General features: G+C 39.8%; 17 protein-coding genes. 7 read left to right on the top strand and 10 right to left on the bottom strand.

What is annotated here, in order from left to right:
- Nucleotides 1-5: 5 nt before the first annotated feature.
- From nqrE to PMI_RS01685, 5 genes are read right to left on the bottom strand one after another with little or no spacing between them, the layout of a single operon-like run.
- The gene (nqrE, locus tag PMI_RS01705) at nt 6-602 is read right to left on the bottom strand and encodes an NADH:ubiquinone reductase (Na(+)-transporting) subunit E (RefSeq protein ID WP_004244800.1); all 597 of its coding nucleotides are present in this window, start codon (nt 600-602) and stop codon (nt 6-8) included.
- A 5-nt stretch (nt 603-607) separates the two neighbouring features.
- Entirely contained in the window at nt 608-1,237 is a 630-nt protein-coding gene (locus PMI_RS01700) for an NADH:ubiquinone reductase (Na(+)-transporting) subunit D (protein WP_012367566.1), read from the bottom strand.
- Entirely contained in the window at nt 1,230-2,015 is a 786-nt protein-coding gene (locus tag PMI_RS01695; RefSeq protein ID WP_004244802.1) for a Na(+)-translocating NADH-quinone reductase subunit C, read from the bottom strand. The genes PMI_RS01700 and PMI_RS01695 overlap by 8 nt, the downstream gene beginning before the upstream one ends.
- Nucleotides 2,008-3,246 (bottom strand): NADH:ubiquinone reductase (Na(+)-transporting) subunit B, encoded by a 1,239-nt coding sequence (locus PMI_RS01690; RefSeq protein ID WP_004244803.1) that lies wholly within the window; start codon nt 3,244-3,246, stop codon nt 2,008-2,010. The genes PMI_RS01695 and PMI_RS01690 overlap by 8 nt, the downstream gene beginning before the upstream one ends.
- A 3-nt stretch (nt 3,247-3,249) precedes the next feature.
- On the bottom strand, nt 3,250-4,590 hold the full coding sequence (locus PMI_RS01685; RefSeq protein WP_004244804.1) for a Na(+)-translocating NADH-quinone reductase subunit A: 1,341 nt from the start codon (nt 4,588-4,590) through the stop codon (nt 3,250-3,252).
- A gap of 415 nt (nt 4,591-5,005) precedes the next feature.
- On the opposite strand from PMI_RS01685, the gene PMI_RS01680 reads away from it, so the two are divergent.
- Complete coding sequence (locus PMI_RS01680) at nt 5,006-5,758, top strand: L,D-transpeptidase family protein (protein ID WP_004252270.1); 753 nt, start codon at nt 5,006-5,008, stop codon at nt 5,756-5,758.
- Here PMI_RS01680 and PMI_RS01675 read toward each other — a convergent pair.
- Together PMI_RS01675 and lpcA are read right to left on the bottom strand one after the other, a co-directional pair.
- Entirely contained in the window at nt 5,729-6,496 is a 768-nt protein-coding gene (locus tag PMI_RS01675; protein ID WP_004244806.1) for a class II glutamine amidotransferase, read from the bottom strand. The genes PMI_RS01680 and PMI_RS01675 overlap by 30 nt on opposite strands.
- A gap of 58 nt (nt 6,497-6,554) precedes the next feature.
- On the bottom strand, nt 6,555-7,133 hold the full coding sequence (lpcA, locus tag PMI_RS01670) for a D-sedoheptulose 7-phosphate isomerase (protein WP_004244807.1): 579 nt from the start codon (nt 7,131-7,133) through the stop codon (nt 6,555-6,557).
- Nucleotides 7,134-7,371: 238 nt separating this feature from the next.
- Between lpcA and fadE the strand changes: the two genes are divergently transcribed.
- Nucleotides 7,372-9,819, top strand: a complete 2,448-nt coding sequence (gene fadE / locus PMI_RS01665; protein ID WP_012367565.1) for an acyl-CoA dehydrogenase FadE — start codon at nt 7,372-7,374, stop codon at nt 9,817-9,819.
- A gap of 133 nt (nt 9,820-9,952) precedes the next feature.
- Here fadE and lysA read toward each other — a convergent pair whose 3' ends face one another.
- Nucleotides 9,953-11,197, bottom strand: a complete 1,245-nt coding sequence (lysA, locus tag PMI_RS01660; RefSeq protein ID WP_012367564.1) for a diaminopimelate decarboxylase — start codon at nt 11,195-11,197, stop codon at nt 9,953-9,955.
- Between the two features lie 109 nt (nt 11,198-11,306).
- Between lysA and PMI_RS01655 the strand changes: the two genes are divergently transcribed.
- The gene (locus PMI_RS01655; RefSeq protein WP_004244812.1) at nt 11,307-12,233 is read left to right on the top strand and encodes a LysR family transcriptional regulator; all 927 of its coding nucleotides are present in this window, start codon (nt 11,307-11,309) and stop codon (nt 12,231-12,233) included.
- Here the strand turns inward: PMI_RS01655 and PMI_RS01650 are convergent.
- Entirely contained in the window at nt 12,210-13,130 is a 921-nt protein-coding gene (locus PMI_RS01650) for a LysR family transcriptional regulator (RefSeq protein ID WP_012367563.1), read from the bottom strand. The genes PMI_RS01655 and PMI_RS01650 overlap by 24 nt on opposite strands.
- 104 nt (nt 13,131-13,234) lie before the next feature.
- On the opposite strand from PMI_RS01650, the gene PMI_RS01645 reads away from it, so the two are divergent.
- Both PMI_RS01645 and PMI_RS01640 read left to right on the top strand, forming a co-directional pair.
- A complete protein-coding gene (locus tag PMI_RS01645; protein ID WP_004247385.1) occupies nt 13,235-14,107 on the top strand; it encodes an MBL fold metallo-hydrolase in 873 nt (290 codons plus the stop codon).
- The gene (locus PMI_RS01640) at nt 14,095-14,760 is read left to right on the top strand and encodes a DsbA family protein (protein ID WP_017827570.1); all 666 of its coding nucleotides are present in this window, start codon (nt 14,095-14,097) and stop codon (nt 14,758-14,760) included. The genes PMI_RS01645 and PMI_RS01640 overlap by 13 nt, the downstream gene beginning before the upstream one ends.
- Nucleotides 14,761-14,861: 101 nt before the next feature.
- Here the strand turns inward: PMI_RS01640 and PMI_RS01635 are convergent, their stop codons facing one another.
- Nucleotides 14,862-15,494 carry a prepilin peptidase gene (locus PMI_RS01635; RefSeq protein WP_012367560.1) on the bottom strand — a complete coding sequence of 211 codons (633 nt, stop codon included), beginning with the start codon at nt 15,492-15,494 and terminating at the stop codon, nt 14,862-14,864.
- Nucleotides 15,495-15,741: 247 nt separating this feature from the next.
- Between PMI_RS01635 and rsmE the strand changes: the two genes are divergently transcribed.
- Both rsmE and gshB read left to right on the top strand, forming a co-directional pair.
- The gene (rsmE, locus tag PMI_RS01630) at nt 15,742-16,473 is read left to right on the top strand and encodes a 16S rRNA (uracil(1498)-N(3))-methyltransferase (protein WP_004244819.1); all 732 of its coding nucleotides are present in this window, start codon (nt 15,742-15,744) and stop codon (nt 16,471-16,473) included.
- A 10-nt stretch (nt 16,474-16,483) separates the two neighbouring features.
- Nucleotides 16,484-17,440 (top strand): glutathione synthase, encoded by a 957-nt coding sequence (gene gshB, locus PMI_RS01625; RefSeq protein WP_004244820.1) that lies wholly within the window; start codon nt 16,484-16,486, stop codon nt 17,438-17,440.
- Nucleotides 17,441-17,549: the final 109 nt, after the last annotated feature.

The following is a 17,549-nucleotide window of genomic DNA, read 5'->3' as shown; positions in this document are numbered from 1 at the left end:
ACCCTTTATAGCTGAACACCAGAGAAGGACATGAAACCTAATGCCATCAACCCTGTGGTGACAAAAGTAACTCCTAATCCCTTCATACCTGACGGTACATCCGCGTATTTCATTTTTTCGCGAATAGAAGCCAGTAATACGATAGCTAACATCCAGCCAATTCCAGAGCCGAAACCATATACAATAGATTCACTAAAGTTATAGTCACGTTGTGCCATAAAGGACACACCACCAAAAATAGCGCAGTTAACAGTGATCAGTGGCAAGAAGATCCCCAATGCGTTATATAGCGAAGGGAAGTAGCGATCTAAAATCATCTCGAGGATCTGTACCAGAGCCGCAATCACACCAATGAAAGTGATAAAGTTTAAGAAACTTAAATCAACACCTTCCATTAATGCATTTGCGCGTAGTACATAGTTGTAAACCAAGTTATTCAAAGGTACAGAAAGACCCAGAACAACGGTTACCGCAATACCTAATCCAAATGCTGTTTTTACATTTTTAGATACCGCAAGGAAAGTACACATCCCTAAGAAGAACGCCAGTGCCATATTTTCAATAAAAACAGCACGAACAAATAAGCTTATATAATGTTCCATGGCAATTAGTCCTCTTCAACCTGTGCAGGTTTTAATGTACGTAATCCCCAAATTAGCAAGCCAATAATAAAGAAAGCACTTGGCGCTAATAGGAATAAGCCATTAGGTTGATACCAACCGCCGTTTTGGATAGATTCCATCACCGTAATGCCAAATAATTTACCTGAACCAAATAGCTCACGTAAAAATCCAACAAGGATCAAGATAACCCCATATCCTAGGCCATTACCGATACCATCCATAAAGCTTTCGATAGGTGGTGACTTCATCGCATAGGCTTCAGCGCGTCCCATCACGATACAGTTAGTAATGATAAGACCAACGAAAACAGAAAGCTGTTTAGATATTTCATAAGCGTACGCTTGTAAAACTTGGTCTACCACAATTACTAATGAAGCAATGATCGCCATTTGCACAATAATACGTACACTGCCGGGGATATAGTTGCGGATCAGTGAAATAAAGAAGTTTGAGAATGCCGTCACTAATGTTACCGCAATGGTCATTACTAGTGCCGTCTCAAGCTTGGTTGTTACTGCTAATGCAGAACAGACCCCTAATACCTGTAAGGCAATCGGGTTATTATCTAACAACGGCCCGAGTAAAACGCGTTTGATCTCTTTTGTATCAGCCATTGATCTCTCCTTCACGAACTTTTTTCAGGAATGGGCCGAAACCTTTATCACCTAACCAAAAATCGAACATATGTTGAACGCCGTTAGAGGTTAAGGTTGCACCTGAAAGGCCATCAATACCATAAGGACTATCTGATGCCCCGCCACGTACGATTTTAATAGCAGGCACACCTTCTTCATTCAGTAAGCGTTTACCTTTCCACTGTGCCTTCCATTGCGGATTATCAACTTCTCCACCTAGCCCCGGCGTTTCACCATGAGAATAATAGGTAATCCCCTTCGCTGTTACACCATCAATATCTACCGCAACAAAGGCATACATGACCGACCATAGGCCTGAACCATAGACGGGCAGTACCACTTCTTGGGTTTTACCTTGATCATCAAGAACAAAGTAAACTTCTGCGGTATTGGCACGACGACGAATTTTTGCAATATCTTCTTCAGGTGATAGTGCGATAGAGGTTTCATCGCTACGTAGTTCGCTATTTAAATCAAAGTCGCCTTTACTGTCTGTCAATTCGCCAGTTTTGAAGTTTACAATCTTAGCTTTAATGCGTGTATCGTAAACTTTGAGTACTTCACTGGCGCTCATTTTAGGCACCAATAAACCAGCAACATCTAGAATATTACGTTGTTTATCCAGTAGCTTTTGCTCTTCTTGCTTAGATTTAAGTCCAACAGCAGAGCCAGCCACTACCACGGAACAAACAAGACATAGAATAAATACAACGAGGAACGTTCTTCCGACGCTATCTTTGTTTTTTTCTTTAGCCACGAGCTTTTCTCCGCTTAATATTCGCCTGAACAACCACATAGTCAAACAGCGGTGCAAATAAGTTGGCGAATAAGATTGCTAGCATCATTCCTTCTGGGTAAGCCGGATTGACGACACGGATTAGCACAGCCATTACGCCAATTAAAATACCGTAAGCCCATTTGCCTTTATCAGTGAATGAAGCTGATACCGGATCGGTTGCCATAAACATCATACCAAATGCAAAGCCACCTAATACGAGGTGCCAGTGCCAAGGCATTGAGAATAATGGATTAGAGTCAGAACCAATCAAGTTAAACAGATATGACATTGCAATCATACCCACCATCACACCGGCAACAATGCGCCATGATGCGATACGAGCAAATAAAATGATTGCGCCGCCAATTAGGATCATCAGTGTTGAGACTTCACCAATAGAACCAGGGATATTTCCAAGGAATGCATCCATCCAAGAAATAGGCTGCTGAGTGACATTATTTAACAATGCACTTTGACCAGAAACAGACCATTGAGAGAGAGGGGTTGCACCAGAGAAACCATCAGCGGCAGTCCAAACAAGATCACCTGAAATTTGTGCCGGATAAGCAAAAAAGAGGAAAGCACGCCCTGCTAATGCGGGGTTTAAGAAGTTACGTCCTGTTCCACCAAAAATCTCTTTTGCAATTACGACACCAAAGGTGATACCTAAAGCAGCCTGCCATAATGGTAATGTGGGTGGCACAATTAACGCAAACAGAATAGAAGTAACAAAGAAACCTTCGTTAATTTCATGTCCGCGAATAAGGGAAAATAACACTTCCCAGAAACCACCTACCGCAAATACAACAAGATAGATAGGTAAAAAGTAAGTTGCCCCAAGGAGCATTTTACTTCCCCACCCAGCATCTGGTGTCAATGATGCACCTAAATACTGTGCAAGTGCATAGTGCCAATCAGAAGCAATCACTTGCTGTAACTCAGCACCACTATACAACTGATTAAGAGCAGGGATCGCTTGTTGACCAACGTTATACATTCCCCAGAACATGGCTGGGAAAACAGATAACCAAACAAGGATCATCATACGTTTTAGATCGATGGTATCGCGTACATGCGAACCATTACGTGTCACCGTACCCGGCGTATAAAAAACCGTTGTGACCGCTTCATAGAGTACATACCACTTGGCGTATTTACCACCGGGCTCAAAATGGTGCTCTACTTTTTCAAATAAATTTTTCAACCCCATGAGTTACCCTTCCTGCTCAATTTTGGTCAATACTTGGCGCAGTGCTGGGCCATACTCATATTTGCTTGGACAAACATAAGTGCATAGTCCCAAATCTTCTTCGTCCAATTCCAAACAACCTAATGCTTGAGCACTGTCAGTATCACCGACAATCAAATCACGTAACAAATGTGTTGCCATAATGTCTAATGGCATAACACGCTCATAGTTACCAATTGGCACCATTGAACGTTCACCACCATTCATTGTGGTTGTAAATGCAAAACGTTTGTTCTTTAAGAAGTGACCAATTGTGGTACGTGTAATGGAGAATTTATTAGTACCTGGATAACCCCAACCAAATAACTCTTTTTCACGACCTTCGCGTAATACAGAGACTTGGTTATGAAAACGGCCTAAATAGTGATGCGCTTCGTCCGATTTCCAACCCCATAAAATAGAGCCAGAAATAATACGATTATCACCATCGACTAATTGATCTTTCGTTAATTCATAAAGATCAGCACCTAAACAGGTACGTAATAATCGAGGGGCTTTAACTTGAGGTCCCGCTAATGCAACAACACGCTCGGTATATAAAGAGCCGGTAGTAAAGAGATACCCCATCGCAATAACATCTTGGTAGTTAAGATGCCATACCATTTTTTTCGCGCTGACTGGCTCTAAAAAATGGATATGAGTACCCACTAATCCCGCAGGATGAGGGCCAACAAATTGGTTATAGCTAATTTGTCCATCATTGAGTTTAGCCGGTGCTTTTTCACCATGACAAACATGCACCTTACCCTCTGTTAATTTACTTAAAACAATCAGACCATCGTTAAAAGCCTGCTCGTTTTGTTCAATGATCACAGTAGGATCTGCCGCTAATGGATTAGTATCCATCGCAGTGACAAAAATTGCCACCGGCGTGGTTCCTAATTTAGGGGAACGACTGTATGGACGTGTTCTTAACGCTGTCCATAAACCTGAATTTACTAGGTTTGTTTCTACCTGTTCACGGGTCAATTCTGAAAGTGATGAGCTATCATAACTGTCGAAAGTGACTTCTTCATCGCCGTCAACTTCAATAACAACGGATTGAAGTACACGGCGCTCACCGCGGTTAATGGCAACAACTTTACCACACGCAGGGCTTGTGAATATTACACCGGGGTTCTTTTTATCTTCAAAAAGAACCTGCCCTTTTTTAACATGCTCACCTTCCGAAACCATCATAGAAGGACGCATTCCGACATATTCTTCACCTAGCAAAGCTACGTGTCGAATCGCGGGTCCGTCTTCTATCACTTGGGCAGGCGCTCCTGCAATTGGGAGGTCGAGTCCTTTTTTAATTTTAATCATAAGATTTGCACAAGTTTATCAGTTAAACCCTAAGCTACAAATTCACCCCGAAAATGTAGCGACTCTGTAATAAAAACACCTTAAGGTAGTTTGATACCCTAAGTTATTTATCTCCGATAATTGTTACTATTTTCTCTTATTCTGCCGATCTGAATTTTATCATCTCAGTTTCAGCCTGTCTGACTATTCGAGTGATTTAGCTCAAGCAAATGGGAATATTATTTTGACTGAAACGTTAACAATTCGCATAAACCGAATTAAAATATCACATTTCTCGACCAACGATTAAGTTTTATACAGAATATTTTGTAATAGAAAAGAAACCATAGTAGATTTAAATTTACAAATTGATTGCTTCATTGCAATCTACAATCTAGTTTATCAACAAATTTTAAGCCTTTTTTTTGATAAAACCATGACCAGTCACGCAAAACAATTAATCATATTTTTAACAATAATATTAACCTCATTATTTGTTAACGCTGAAAATAGTTCAAAATTTCTTATCAAACCTGTTAAAAAAAGTACAGGAGAGCCCATCTATATTCAAATATTTAAAGAAGAAAACTTACTAGAACTGTATATAGAAAAACAGGATGGACAATTAGAGAAAATACGTACTTATCCCATTTGTAGCTATTCGGGAGGATTAGGTCCGAAGAAATATCAAGGTGATTTAAAAAGTCCCGAAGGCTTTTATCAAGTTAATCAAACTCAGCTTAACCCAAATAGTCGGTTTTATCGAGCAATTAACCTAGGATTTCCTAATCAATACGATCAAGAGCAAGGTTATACCGGTGATTTCTTGATGATCCACGGTGCTTGTAAATCAGTGGGTTGCTACGCAATGACCGATACTGTGATGGATGAAATCTACCAATATGCCGAACTTGCGCTGAAAAATGGCCAACAGAGCATTAATATTCATATTTTCCCTTTTAAAATGACAGCCGAAAATATGAAAAAATTCCAATACTCTGCCAATATGGATTTTTGGCAACAGTTAGCACCTGCTTACCAATATGTGGAAGAATACAAAAAGATCCCATCGATTAGTGTAAAAAACGGTCGCTATTTGGTGAATAATCGTGAGGCTATTTCCACATTAAATTTAGCTAAAAGTATCGATAGTAAATGGTTACAAAATTCGCAACCCACGATCAAATAAAACAAACTCACCAACAGGAATTTTTTGCCAAGATTCATTACCTGTTAAGGGTAATGTCGATATTACCGACACAATATCATCCGCTTTAGTGTGTTGCTGAAAATCAATTTCAATATCTTGATCCAGCAATTTGGCCTTACCAAAAGGAGCTTTACGGGTTATCCAGTGTAAATTAGTTGAACAATATGCCATAACAAACCGGCCATCGGATAACAACATATTAAACACACCTTTTTGTCGCAATTGATCAGCTAAAATAGCAATGAAACGAAAGACCGCCGGCCAATTAGATGGTGTTCTCTGGTAACGCTTTTCAAGCTGATTTAATATCCAGCAAAAGGCTTTTTCACTATCAGTCTGTCCTACCGCTCTAAAACGCCCTGTATCCAGTGATTGATAACCTTTAAGTTGTCCATTATGAGCATAAGTCCAATTTTTACCCCACAGTTCACGGGTAAAAGGATGCGTATTTTCTAAACTGACATTACCTCGATTAGCTTGGCGAATATGCGCAATGACAGCATGTGATTTAATGGGGTATTCTTGTACAAAACGAGCGACGGGTGAAACGGCACTAGCTTGTGGATCTTTAAATGTACGACATCCTAATCCTTCATAAAAGGTGATACCCCAGCCGTCTTTATGAGGGCCAGTTTTACCACCACGAGGAATGAGGCCACTTAAACTAAAATTGATATCAGTGGGTACATTTGCACTCATGCCCAACAATTCACACATCGCCCGCTCCTACTTACTCACACTTTAATTATTCATATAAGGCAATATTACTATATCGTTATTTTTCCATTTCTTTTTCAATCAGCTGGATCAGAATATGAATAACTTTGATATGGATTTCTTGAATACGGTCGGCATAACCAAAATGAGGGACACGAATTTCAATATCTGCACTCCCTGCCATTTTTCCGCCATCTTTACCTGTTAGAGTAATAACTTTCATACCTTTTTCACGAGCGGCACTAATGGCTTTAATAATATTGCCTGAATTACCGGAAGTTGAGATCCCCAGTAATACGTCACCCTCTTTACCTACCGCTTCCACATAACGTGAAAAAACATATTCATAACCAAAGTCGTTACTCACACAAGAAATATGGCTCACATCAGAAATTGCGATAGCAGGATAACCGGGTCTATTTTCACGATAGCGCCCCGTTAATTCTTCTGCAAAATGCATGGCATCACAGTGTGATCCCCCATTACCACAGGATAAAACTTTGCCGCCTGCTTTAAATGAGTCTGCTAATAATACAGCTGCTTTTTGAATGGCTTCAATATTCGCATCATCTTGTAAAAAACGAGAGAGTGTATCTGCCGCTTCAGTTAATTCGCCACGAATAAGATCTTGGTACATAGGATTTTTACTCCAGAAAAGGGATCAAAAAATATCTATTTCTCAGTGTAACGGATCCAATGATACGAAAGAAGCACCTCTTTACCTACAAATGCTAACTTCTCTCATTTACGAATAATTTGTGAGCTACATTGTAATTAGAATGTAAAAATATTGCTAAAACTTGGTGACTGCATTAGATCTAAATAACACACAACAGGTCTGACCTCTGATGTCTTGCAAATACAGGAGTTTTATTATGACCCTACTCAGTATTGTGCTTTTCTTAGTTCTCATCGGTATACTTAGTTACCGAAAATACAGCCTTGTAGTAAGCAGTATCTTACTTATTGCTTATACTTTCGTGATGGGTTTAGCCAATATCTGGAGCTACTGGCTATTACTGCCCGTTGCATTGATATTATTACCATTCACTCTTCCTTCTATTCGCAAAGCATATATCTCAGCCCCTGCACTAAAGGCTTTCCAAAAAGTGATGCCATCTATGTCTAAGACAGAGCAAGAGGCCATTGATGCGGGAACAACATGGTGGGAAGGTGAATTATTCCGTGGAGCACCAGATTGGAAACAACTTCACAATTATCCTAAGCCACAACTTACCGCTGAAGAACAAGCTTTTCTGGATGGTCCAGTTGAAGAAGTTTGTCGCATGACCAATGATTTCCAAATCACACATGAACTAGCTGATTTACCTCCTGAGATTTGGCAATATTTAAAAGACCATCGTTTCTTTGCGATGATTATCAAAAAAGAGTATGGCGGATTAGAGTTTTCTGCCTATGCACAATCTCGTGTACTGCAAAAGCTCGCGGGTGTTTCTGGTATTCTCGCCATCACTGTAGGTGTACCTAATTCATTAGGTCCAGGTGAGTTATTGCAACATTATGGTACTGATGAGCAGAAAAAACGTTACTTACCTGGTTTAGCCAAAGGTGATGAAATTCCATGCTTTGCATTAACCAGCCCTGAAGCAGGCTCTGATGCTGGCGCTATCCCTGATAGTGGTGTGGTTTGTATGGGAGATTGGCAAGGTGAGCAAGTCCTTGGTATTCGTCTCACATGGAATAAACGCTATATTACTTTAGCACCTATAGCCACAGTATTAGGACTCGCTTTTAAACTTCGCGATCCAGACCATCTACTGAGTGATAATGAAAATCCCGGTATTACTTGTGCTTTAATTCCAACCGACGTAAAAGGGGTAGAAATTGGTCATCGCCATTTCCCACTCAATGTTCCTTTTATGAATGGTCCCACTCGTGGTAAAGATGTTTTCGTTCCTATCGATTTTATTATCGGTGGTCCAAAAATGGCAGGCCAAGGTTGGAGAATGCTGGTGGAATGTCTTTCAGTCGGTCGTGGTATCACACTGCCATCTAACTCCACTGGAGGCTTAAAAAGTGCAGCAATGGCAACAGGTGCTTACTCTCGAATTCGTCGTCAATTTAAGCTTCCTATCGGGAAGATGGAAGGAATTGAAGAGCCATTAGCGCGCCTTGCTGGTAATGCTTATCTCTTGGACGCAGCTTCAACCTTAATTACCACAGGTATTATGTTAGGAGAAAAGCCTGCCGTACTTTCTGCTATCGTAAAATATCATTGTACCCATAGAGCGCAACGCGGGATTATTGATGCAATGGATATTGTTGGTGGGAAAGGGATTTGTCTTGGCCCTTCCAACTTTGTGGCTCGCTCTTATCAAGGCTCCCCCATCGCCATTACGGTGGAAGGCGCTAATATTCTCACTCGTAGCATGATCATTTATGGACAAGGGGCTATTCGTTGCCACCCTTATGTTTTAGATGAAATTGCAGCGGCTAGAGATAACAACTTACACGACTTTGATCATGCCTTATTTGGTCACTTAGGCCATGTTGCCAGTAATACATTACGTAGCCTTTGGTTAGGTATCACTAATGGTCGCTTAAGTACCGCGCCAACAAAAGATGAAACTCGTCGTTATTACCAACAAATTAACCGGCTCAGTGCCAACATGGCGTTACTTTCTGATGTTGCCATGGGGGTTTTAGGTGGTAGTTTAAAACGTCGTGAACGTATTTCTGCAAGACTTGGCGATATTTTAAGTCATATTTTCCTCGCCTCTGCGGTGCTAAAACGTTATGAGGATGAAGGTCGTAATACCGCTGATTTACCACTGGTACACTGGGGTATTAAAGAGTGTTTATACCAAGCAGAAAATGCCATTGATGAGCTATTACGCAATTTCCCAAATCGTTTTGTTGCAGGAGCTCTGCGCGCCATTATTTTCCCTCTGGGTAAAGTGCAGAAACTGCCTTCAGATAAGTTAGATAGTAAAGTGGCTCAAATTATCCAACAACCTTCTGAAACCCGTGATCGTATTGGTAAAGGACAATTCCTCACACCCAGTGAGCACAATCCTCATGGTTTAATGGAAGAAGCTCTGCTCGATATTTTAGCCGCAGAGCCACTGTTTGAACGTATCTGTCGACTCTATGAAAAGAAATTTAGCTTCACTCAATTAGATAAATTAGCGGATAAAGCCTTAGCCGATAAACGAGTGACTCCCGAAGAAGCTGATATCTTACGCAAAGCGGAGCAAAGCCGTTTACGTAGTATTAATGTGGATGAATTTGACTTTGATGCCTTGGCGGTGCCGGCAAAAAAGTCGTCAACTGATACAATAAAAACAGATAAAGCAGCCTAATTATGCCGTTATGATCGTCAATAAATAGTCTGCCATTTAACGACTGAAACACGGATACAACACCTCATTATTTTAATTTAATAATGAGGTGTTTTTTATTGGGAGATGATCACACTGGGAGGAATAGTAAAAGTTACAGGTTAATTTCTAGCGCTAATAGCTCTTCAATGGTTTGACGACGTCTAATTAATTGAGGTATGCCCTGTGAAATTAACACTTCAGGAATAAGGGGACGACTATTATAGTTAGATGACATTGATGCACCATAAGCCCCCGTATCATGAATAACTAAGTAATCACCAACTTCTGCCGGAGGTAATAAACGAGGAGCAACCATTCCTCCTTCTTGCTGGGTAAACACATCACCAGATTCACAAAGAGGCCCCGCAACTATGGTTTCTTGTTGAAACTCGCTAGATTTTAATTGGCCGTATTTATCTAATAATGTGATTTGATGGTAACTACCATACATAGCTGGGCGCATTAAATCACTAAACCCTGCATCCACCAGCACATAATGACGATTTCCCATCGACTTAACCGCCCTTACTTGTGACACTAACACGCCAGACTCAGCCACTAAAAAGCGTCCTGGTTCAATTTCCAGTTCAATATCATGCCCAAGGTGTTGCGCTATACGTTGACGAGCACTATCCCATAAAGAGAAATAGTGGTTTAAATCGACTCTTTTATCTCCTTGCTGATAAGGTGTTGACAATCCCCCACCGGCCGAGATGGCTTTAATATCAACATTAGAGGTGAGTACTTGCTCAACCATTGCATCACAGACACTCGCTAAATGCTGATAATCAACCCCTGAGCCAATATGCATATGGAAACCAACCAAACTCAAATTGTATTGATTAATTACCGCTAATGCTTCTGGCACATCTTCATACCAAATACCATGTTTGCTATTTTCCCCACCCGTATTGGTCTTTTGGCTATGTCCATGACCAAACCCAGGATTTATTCTTATCCACACCGCGTGCCCTTGATGACGTTCTCCAAGTTGGCGAAGCATATCAATAGAACCTGCATTAACCGGAATATCTAATTCAACCACACGTTCAATCGTTTTTTCATCGAGTAAATCTGCGGTAAAGATAATTTCACTACGCTCGCGACCACCTTGGAAACCGGCAACCAACGCCCGCTCAATTTCACCTAGTGAGACAGAATCAACTTTAACGCCCTGCTGTTTCATTAACCGTAAAATATGAATGTTAGAGCAGGCTTTTTGTGCAAAACGAACCACATCAAAGGCTTTTAATTGCTCAATATGTTCAGAAATAGTCTCACCTTGATAGATCCATAATGGCGTGCCATAAGTTTGTGCTAATTGAGATAGGATCGCATTGTTGGATGTTGTCATCATTTTTTACTCAGCAATGTAGGGTGAATAAAAATATTATTAAGCAATTAAAGCGGGAATAAAAATATCAAATTAGCTATAGTCTATTCACTTGTGATATAGGATAAAATTTATGAAAACTCCATTTAGTTGGCGACATATTGAAATTTTTCATGCAGTGATGACCACACAAAACCTAACCGAAGCGGCAGATTTACTGAAAACGTCTCAACCCACAGTCAGTCGCGAACTATCACGTCTTGAACAGCTATTGTCATTTAAGCTATTTGATAGAATTAAAGGTCGCCTACAACCTACCACGGAAGGATTAAGATTTTTTGAAGAGGTACAGCGCTCTTATTATGGACTTGATCGCATTATTACCGCAGCCAATAGTATTCGCCATTTTCATCAAGCGGAATTAAATATCACCTGTTTACCGGCATTTGCTCAATCACTATTACCCTCAATTTGCCAACAATTTCTCAGCCAATATCCCGAGGTTAATTTAACGATAGTGCCACAGGAGTCTCCTTTATTAGAGGAGTGGTTATCTGCACAACATTATGACTTAGGGCTAACAGAGCACACACAAACACCTGCCGGAACCCAACAAGAAACACTGCTAACGTTAAATGAAGTCGCTATTTTGCCAAAGTCTCATGTGTTAAGTAAAAAAGCATTACTGCAGCCACAAGACTTTCATCAAACTCGTTTTATCAGCTTATCTGCTAATGATAGTTATCGACAACTTATTGATGCTATGTTTATTAAACAGGGGATCACTCGACAATTGATCATGGAAACACAAAGTGCGGCCTCAATTTGTGCCATGGTGAGTAAAGGCATTGGTGTTTCTATCGTTAACCCTATTACTGCCCTTGATTATCAATATAGTGATCTCTGTATACGGCCACTGAGTTTTACCATTCCATTTACGGTGAGTTTGATCACACCATCTCATCGCCCCTCATCACAACTTGTGCGCTATTTTATTGATGTGATGAAAACCACTTTAGCCAATTATCCAAAACAATTAACTCACGCGTTCACCCGATAATGACAACCAATGAGGCGAAGAAGCAAACCAGTCAACCAGAAAATCCAGTAAAACACGCACGGCTGCGGGCATATTTTGTCGGCTCGCTAACACGGCATAAATTCCCATAGGCTGTGGCTGATAATCCGCTAACAAAATTTCTAACTCACCCCGTTCAAGATAGGGTTTTGCTGAGCAGTAAGGTTGTAAGGAGACTCCGGCACCTTGCAAAGTGGCTTGCAATAACACAACAGACTCATTGGCACTTAAATTACCACCTACAGGAACAGAATAACGCTCATCACCTAAACTAAACTCCCATAAGCTACTGCCAAAAAAGCGATATGTGAGACATTGATGATAAGTCAAATCATCCGGCGTGTTAGGGATACCATGTTTAGCTAAATAATCTTTATGAGCACAAACCACAGAAAAACATTTTGCTAAAGGGCGGGCTATCAGATTAGGCTCTAAATGGTTGGTAATACGCAATGCAATATCAATACGCTCTTCAATAAGATTGACTGTCTGATTAGATATTTGCAAATCGACTGCAATAAGAGGATAAAGTTGTATAAATTCAGTTATAGCCACAGATAATGCACAATTAGCGAGTGATTGTGCCGTTGTAATACGCACCAGCCCACTGATTTGGTGACTCTCTTTGGGAATATTCGCGGGAATACGCTCCGCCATCTCTAGCAGTTGTAAACTTTGTTGATAAACTAATTCTCCCACGGAAGTCAGACTCTGCTTACGGGTTGTTCTATGCAACAAACGCACCCCAGCCCACTCCTCCATTTCATTAAGATAGCGCGTCACCATTGCTCTAGACATACCTAGATAATCAGCAGCTTTAATCATGCTACCTTGCTTAACGATGGTCACAAAAACCTCTGATGCTTTAATTTTGTCCATATTATTTGCTCGATTTATGCAACAATGTATTCACCAAAACAGGGTTTTTCTCCCATTTCATGCAACCTATTATAGAACGCATCAACATGATGGAGAAAATAAAGATGAAAAAATTACTTCCTTTAACACTTGCAACTACTGCGTTTTTCGCCACTTCTGTTATGGCAACAGAGTTAACATTAGATATCTACAACCCCGGTGATGCCAGTGTATTCCCTGTTTCATCTGAAATCATTTATGGTGATAAAGATGCTGTCTTAATCGATGCTCAATTCCAAAAAAATGATGCTCAAGCCTTAGTCGATAAAATTAAAGCATCAGGGAAAAATTTAACTTATATCTATATCAGCCATTCTGATCCCGATTTTTATTTTGGGTTAGATGTCATTACTGAAGCATTTCCAAATGCTAAAGTGATTGCCTCAGCTCCCACCGTCAAAATCATTAATGAAACCCAAGCAGGAAAACTTGCCTACTGGGGGCCTGTCCTCAAAGACAATGCCCCTAAAAAAGTTATCATTCCTGAAGTCGTTACTGGTGATAGTTTTTCTCTTGAAGGTGAAAAACTCTATATCAAAGGATTAGATAGCCAATCTCCAGAAAGAACCTATGTTTATGTGCCAAAACTGAATGCTATTATGGGTGGGGTAATACTGTCTGAAAATATTCATGTGTGGCTAGCAGATACTCAATCTAAAGCACAACGCCAATATTGGCTAGAAGCGTTACAACAGATTAAAACGTTATCACCTAAAACGGTTATTCCGGGACATTATGTTCCAAAAAGTAATTATGATATGCGTTCTGTTGATTTCACAATGAATTACCTTAAAGAGGCAGAAACTAAACTCGCTGAAACTCAAAACTCAGAACAATTTATTGCGGCGATGGAAAAAAGTTATCCTGACTTAGCAGATAAATCGAGTTTAGAGCTTAGCGCAAAAGTCCTTAAAGGAGAGATGAAATGGCCTCAGTAAGCCATGTGAACCAAGAAAATAGCACCAAAAAGCTGCACTATATTTACGATCCACTTTGTGGGTGGTGCTACGGCATTGCCCCACTTATTGAAGTAGTGAGTCACGAATACCCACATGTACTAACACTACATGGTGGGGGATTATTTACCCCGACAAGAAAAGTGACAGGGGGCGATGCATGGAAAGAGCATGTTACCCCTATCGATGAACGTATTAGCCAGTTATCGGGACAAATTTTTAGCCAGCAATACCGTGATAACCTCGCCAATACAGAGATGACATTAAACTCACTGATGCCAATTGCAGCGATATTGGTAGCAAGAAAAATGGGCGATAGAGATGTCATGTTATTAAAAGCGTTACAAGATGCCTATTATCTTGATGGATTAAATATTAGTGATAAAGATGTGCTATTTTTTATCGTACAAAAACTCGGGTTTGATATCACCCTTTTTTCGACGCTATTTACGCAAGTAAATGAGTATGAAATAACTCAACATATACAGCAAACTCAACAATTAATGCATCAAGTAAATGGTCGTGGTTTCCCAACGCTATGTATTGAAGATAACCAAACCTACCAGTTGATCCCGGTAGAGAATTATTTTGGCGATACAAAAAGTTGGACCTCTTTTCTAAAGCAAACGCTGTAATACCTTACTGAAAATAGAGTAAATAATGATAGAGACTTGAAGGTGTAGACAAATTCTACACCTCACTCTTATTTAATATTCAGCAAGAAATATTAGCCTATTCAATACATTATTATTGTCTTTACTCTTAAAACAACTATCGCTGAAAATGCAAGGCAAGAGCCAAAGGCAATCTGCTTTATCTTCACATTAGTAAAAGCCCAAATAAGCATATAAATAACAATCCCTAATAGTGCAGCGAAAAAGAGGATATAAGGTAATAGTTCTATTCCACACCAAGCGCCTATGGCACTAAAAAGCTTTACATCACCCAACCCCAAAATAGCCTCTTGATATATCCAATAACCGAGCCAATAAATACTATAAAAAAACAAACTTGCGACTAAACAGCCATAAAAAGAGCAAGTTGAAGAAATCACGCCATAAGGCGTTAAATTAAGCGTAATTCCAAAGAAAAGTAACCAAAAAGTTAAGTTATCAGGTAGCTGAAGATAATCTGCATCGAAAAACGAGAGAGTTAAGAGGTAAAAACTAAACAATAGAAATAATATTAATAACGAATAATTAGAAATAGTAAAAGACCAATAAAAACAGATAATTAAATAGACTTGCCACAATTGCTGATAACGAATAGGTGAGAGGCGTGCTAAAACAGAGGTAGAGAAATAATCGCTACACCCTTTTAAAAAGGTAAAAAAGGCCATTGTAATCATGATGTTTTGCGGTAATAACATAAATATCTATCCTTGATATTTGCGAGTTCCTAATCTAGGACTCTAAAATAGAATGCTATTACTTCCAAGCAATGGTTGTTTTATCATATTGCAAACATGAAGTTTTACGACAAATCTCGCAAATAAAATCCAGCTATAATGATAGAAAAAGCCACCTGATAACTTGCATGAGCTAATGGCATGCGTATGATGCATATCACAATATCTTGTTTATCATGGTTAACATTTTACGTAAGGGTTTCACGTTATGCGTATTCCTCGCATTTATCATCCAGAGCCACTCAGTGCAGGTACACAAACTTCATTAGCAGAAGAAGCTGCAAATCACGTTGGACGAGTATTAAGAATGTCAAAAGGCCAAAAACTGGCACTTTTTGATGGCTCCAATCAAGTATTTGATGCTGATATTATCGAAAGTAGCAAAAAATCAGTGATTGTGCAGATTAATGAAGGACAAATGGATGATAGAGAATCCCCACTTGATCTCCATTTAGGCCAAGTACTTTCACGTGGTGAAAAAATGGAGTTTACTATCCAAAAGTCCGTTGAATTAGGTGTTAACACTATTACTCCGCTGATCTCTGAACGTTGTGGTGTTAAACTAGATCCTAGTCGTTTAGAAAAAAAGCATCAGCAATGGCAAAAAATTATTATCTCAGCCTGTGAACAATGTGGCAGAAATAAAATTCCACAGCTTATGCCGGTGATGTCATTAGAGGCGTGGTGTGCCCAAACGGATGATAGCTTAAAACTTAATTTACACCCTAGAGCAAGCCAAAGTATTAATACCTTGCCACTTCCAGTTAAAAAAGTACGACTATTAATTGGCCCTGAGGGGGGATTATCCCCTGAAGAAATTGCCATGACAGCAAAATACCATTTTACTGATATTTTATTAGGTCCTCGTGTATTAAGAACTGAAACAACAGCACTCACCGCAATCACCGCTTTGCAGGTTCGGTTCGGCGATCTGGGATAAAGGAGAAATAATGATTAAATTAGGTATTGTGATGGATCCTATTTCATCCATCAAAATTAAAAAAGATACCAGCTTTGCCATGTTACTCGAAGCACAGCGCCGTGGTTGGGAAATCCATTATATGGAAATGAACGATCTTTATCTTAATCAAGGCGAAGCCCGTGCACACACACGTCTGTTAAGTGTGGAAGAAAACCCTGAAAAGTGGTTTGAATTTGGTCAAGAGCAAGATATTGCGTTAGGCTCCCTTGATACCATTTTAATGCGTAAAGATCCCCCATTCGATACCGAATTTATCTATGCTACCTATATTCTTGAACGTGCTGAAGATATGGGGACTTTAATTGTTAATAAACCACAAAGCTTACGTGATTGTAATGAAAAACTGTTTACAGCATGGTTCCCTTCATTAACGCCAAATACATTAGTCACTCGAGAAGCCAAACACCTTCGCGCTTTCCATGAAAAACATGGTGATGTGATTTTTAAACCACTTGACGGTATGGGTGGCGCCTCTATTTTCCGCCTGAAAAAAGATGATCCAAACGTCGGTGTTATTATCGAAACCTTAACAGAGCACGGTCACCGTTTCTGTATGGCACAGAATTTCTTACCAGAAATTGTTGATGGTGATAAACGTATTCTGGTAGTTGATGGAGAGCCGGTTCCTTATTGCTTAGCCCGTATCCCTGCCAAAGGGGAAACCCGTGGTAACTTAGCTGCAGGTGGCCGTGGAGAAGCGCGCCCATTAACAGAAAGCGATTGGGCAATTGCACGCCAAGTAGCACCTATCTTAAAACAAAAAGGCCTTATTTTTGTTGGATTAGATGTTATTGGTGATCGTTTAACGGAAATTAATGTTACAAGCCCAACTTGTGCTCGTGAGATTGAAGCAGCTTATCCTGAGGTTTCTATTACAGGTATGTTAATGGATGCTATTGAAGCTCGCCTTAACAAGAAAAACTAATTTTTAAACGATGTGTTTTAAGGTTTAAAAGTCTTTACCTAGCCCTTATATTAAACATTATCAATAGGGCTAGGTTTTTTAATAAAAACAATCAGAGAACAGTATTACT

Origin of the sequence: Proteus mirabilis HI4320 (assembly GCF_000069965.1) — a bacterium.
Lineage (GTDB): Bacteria > Pseudomonadota > Gammaproteobacteria > Enterobacterales > Enterobacteriaceae > Proteus > Proteus mirabilis.
This window is presented reverse-complemented; position numbering and strand designations above follow the sequence as displayed.

Excerpts from the sequence above, each read along its gene's own strand:
- nqrE (WP_004244800.1), bottom strand. The coding sequence starts at position 602 with ATGGAACATTATATAAGCTTATTTGTTCGTGCTGTTTTTATTGAAAAT.
- PMI_RS01700 (WP_012367566.1), bottom strand. The coding sequence starts at position 1,237 with ATGGCTGATACAAAAGAGATCAAACGCGTTTTACTCGGGCCGTTGTTA.
- PMI_RS01690 (WP_004244803.1), bottom strand. The coding sequence starts at position 3,246 with ATGGGGTTGAAAAATTTATTTGAAAAAGTAGAGCACCATTTTGAGCCC.
- PMI_RS01685 (WP_004244804.1), bottom strand. The coding sequence starts at position 4,590 with ATGATTAAAATTAAAAAAGGACTCGACCTCCCAATTGCAGGAGCGCCT.
- PMI_RS01680 (WP_004252270.1), top strand. The coding sequence starts at position 5,006 with ATGACCAGTCACGCAAAACAATTAATCATATTTTTAACAATAATATTA.
- PMI_RS01675 (WP_004244806.1), bottom strand. The coding sequence starts at position 6,496 with ATGTGTGAATTGTTGGGCATGAGTGCAAATGTACCCACTGATATCAAT.
- lpcA (WP_004244807.1), bottom strand. The coding sequence starts at position 7,133 with ATGTACCAAGATCTTATTCGTGGCGAATTAACTGAAGCGGCAGATACA.
- fadE (WP_012367565.1), top strand. The coding sequence starts at position 7,372 with ATGACCCTACTCAGTATTGTGCTTTTCTTAGTTCTCATCGGTATACTT.
- lysA (WP_012367564.1), bottom strand. The coding sequence starts at position 11,197 with ATGATGACAACATCCAACAATGCGATCCTATCTCAATTAGCACAAACT.
- PMI_RS01655 (WP_004244812.1), top strand. The coding sequence starts at position 11,307 with ATGAAAACTCCATTTAGTTGGCGACATATTGAAATTTTTCATGCAGTG.
- PMI_RS01650 (WP_012367563.1), bottom strand. The coding sequence starts at position 13,130 with ATGGACAAAATTAAAGCATCAGAGGTTTTTGTGACCATCGTTAAGCAA.
- PMI_RS01645 (WP_004247385.1), top strand. The coding sequence starts at position 13,235 with ATGAAAAAATTACTTCCTTTAACACTTGCAACTACTGCGTTTTTCGCC.
- PMI_RS01640 (WP_017827570.1), top strand. The coding sequence starts at position 14,095 with ATGGCCTCAGTAAGCCATGTGAACCAAGAAAATAGCACCAAAAAGCTG.
- PMI_RS01635 (WP_012367560.1), bottom strand. The coding sequence starts at position 15,494 with ATGTTATTACCGCAAAACATCATGATTACAATGGCCTTTTTTACCTTT.
- rsmE (WP_004244819.1), top strand. The coding sequence starts at position 15,742 with ATGCGTATTCCTCGCATTTATCATCCAGAGCCACTCAGTGCAGGTACA.
- gshB (WP_004244820.1), top strand. The coding sequence starts at position 16,484 with ATGATTAAATTAGGTATTGTGATGGATCCTATTTCATCCATCAAAATT.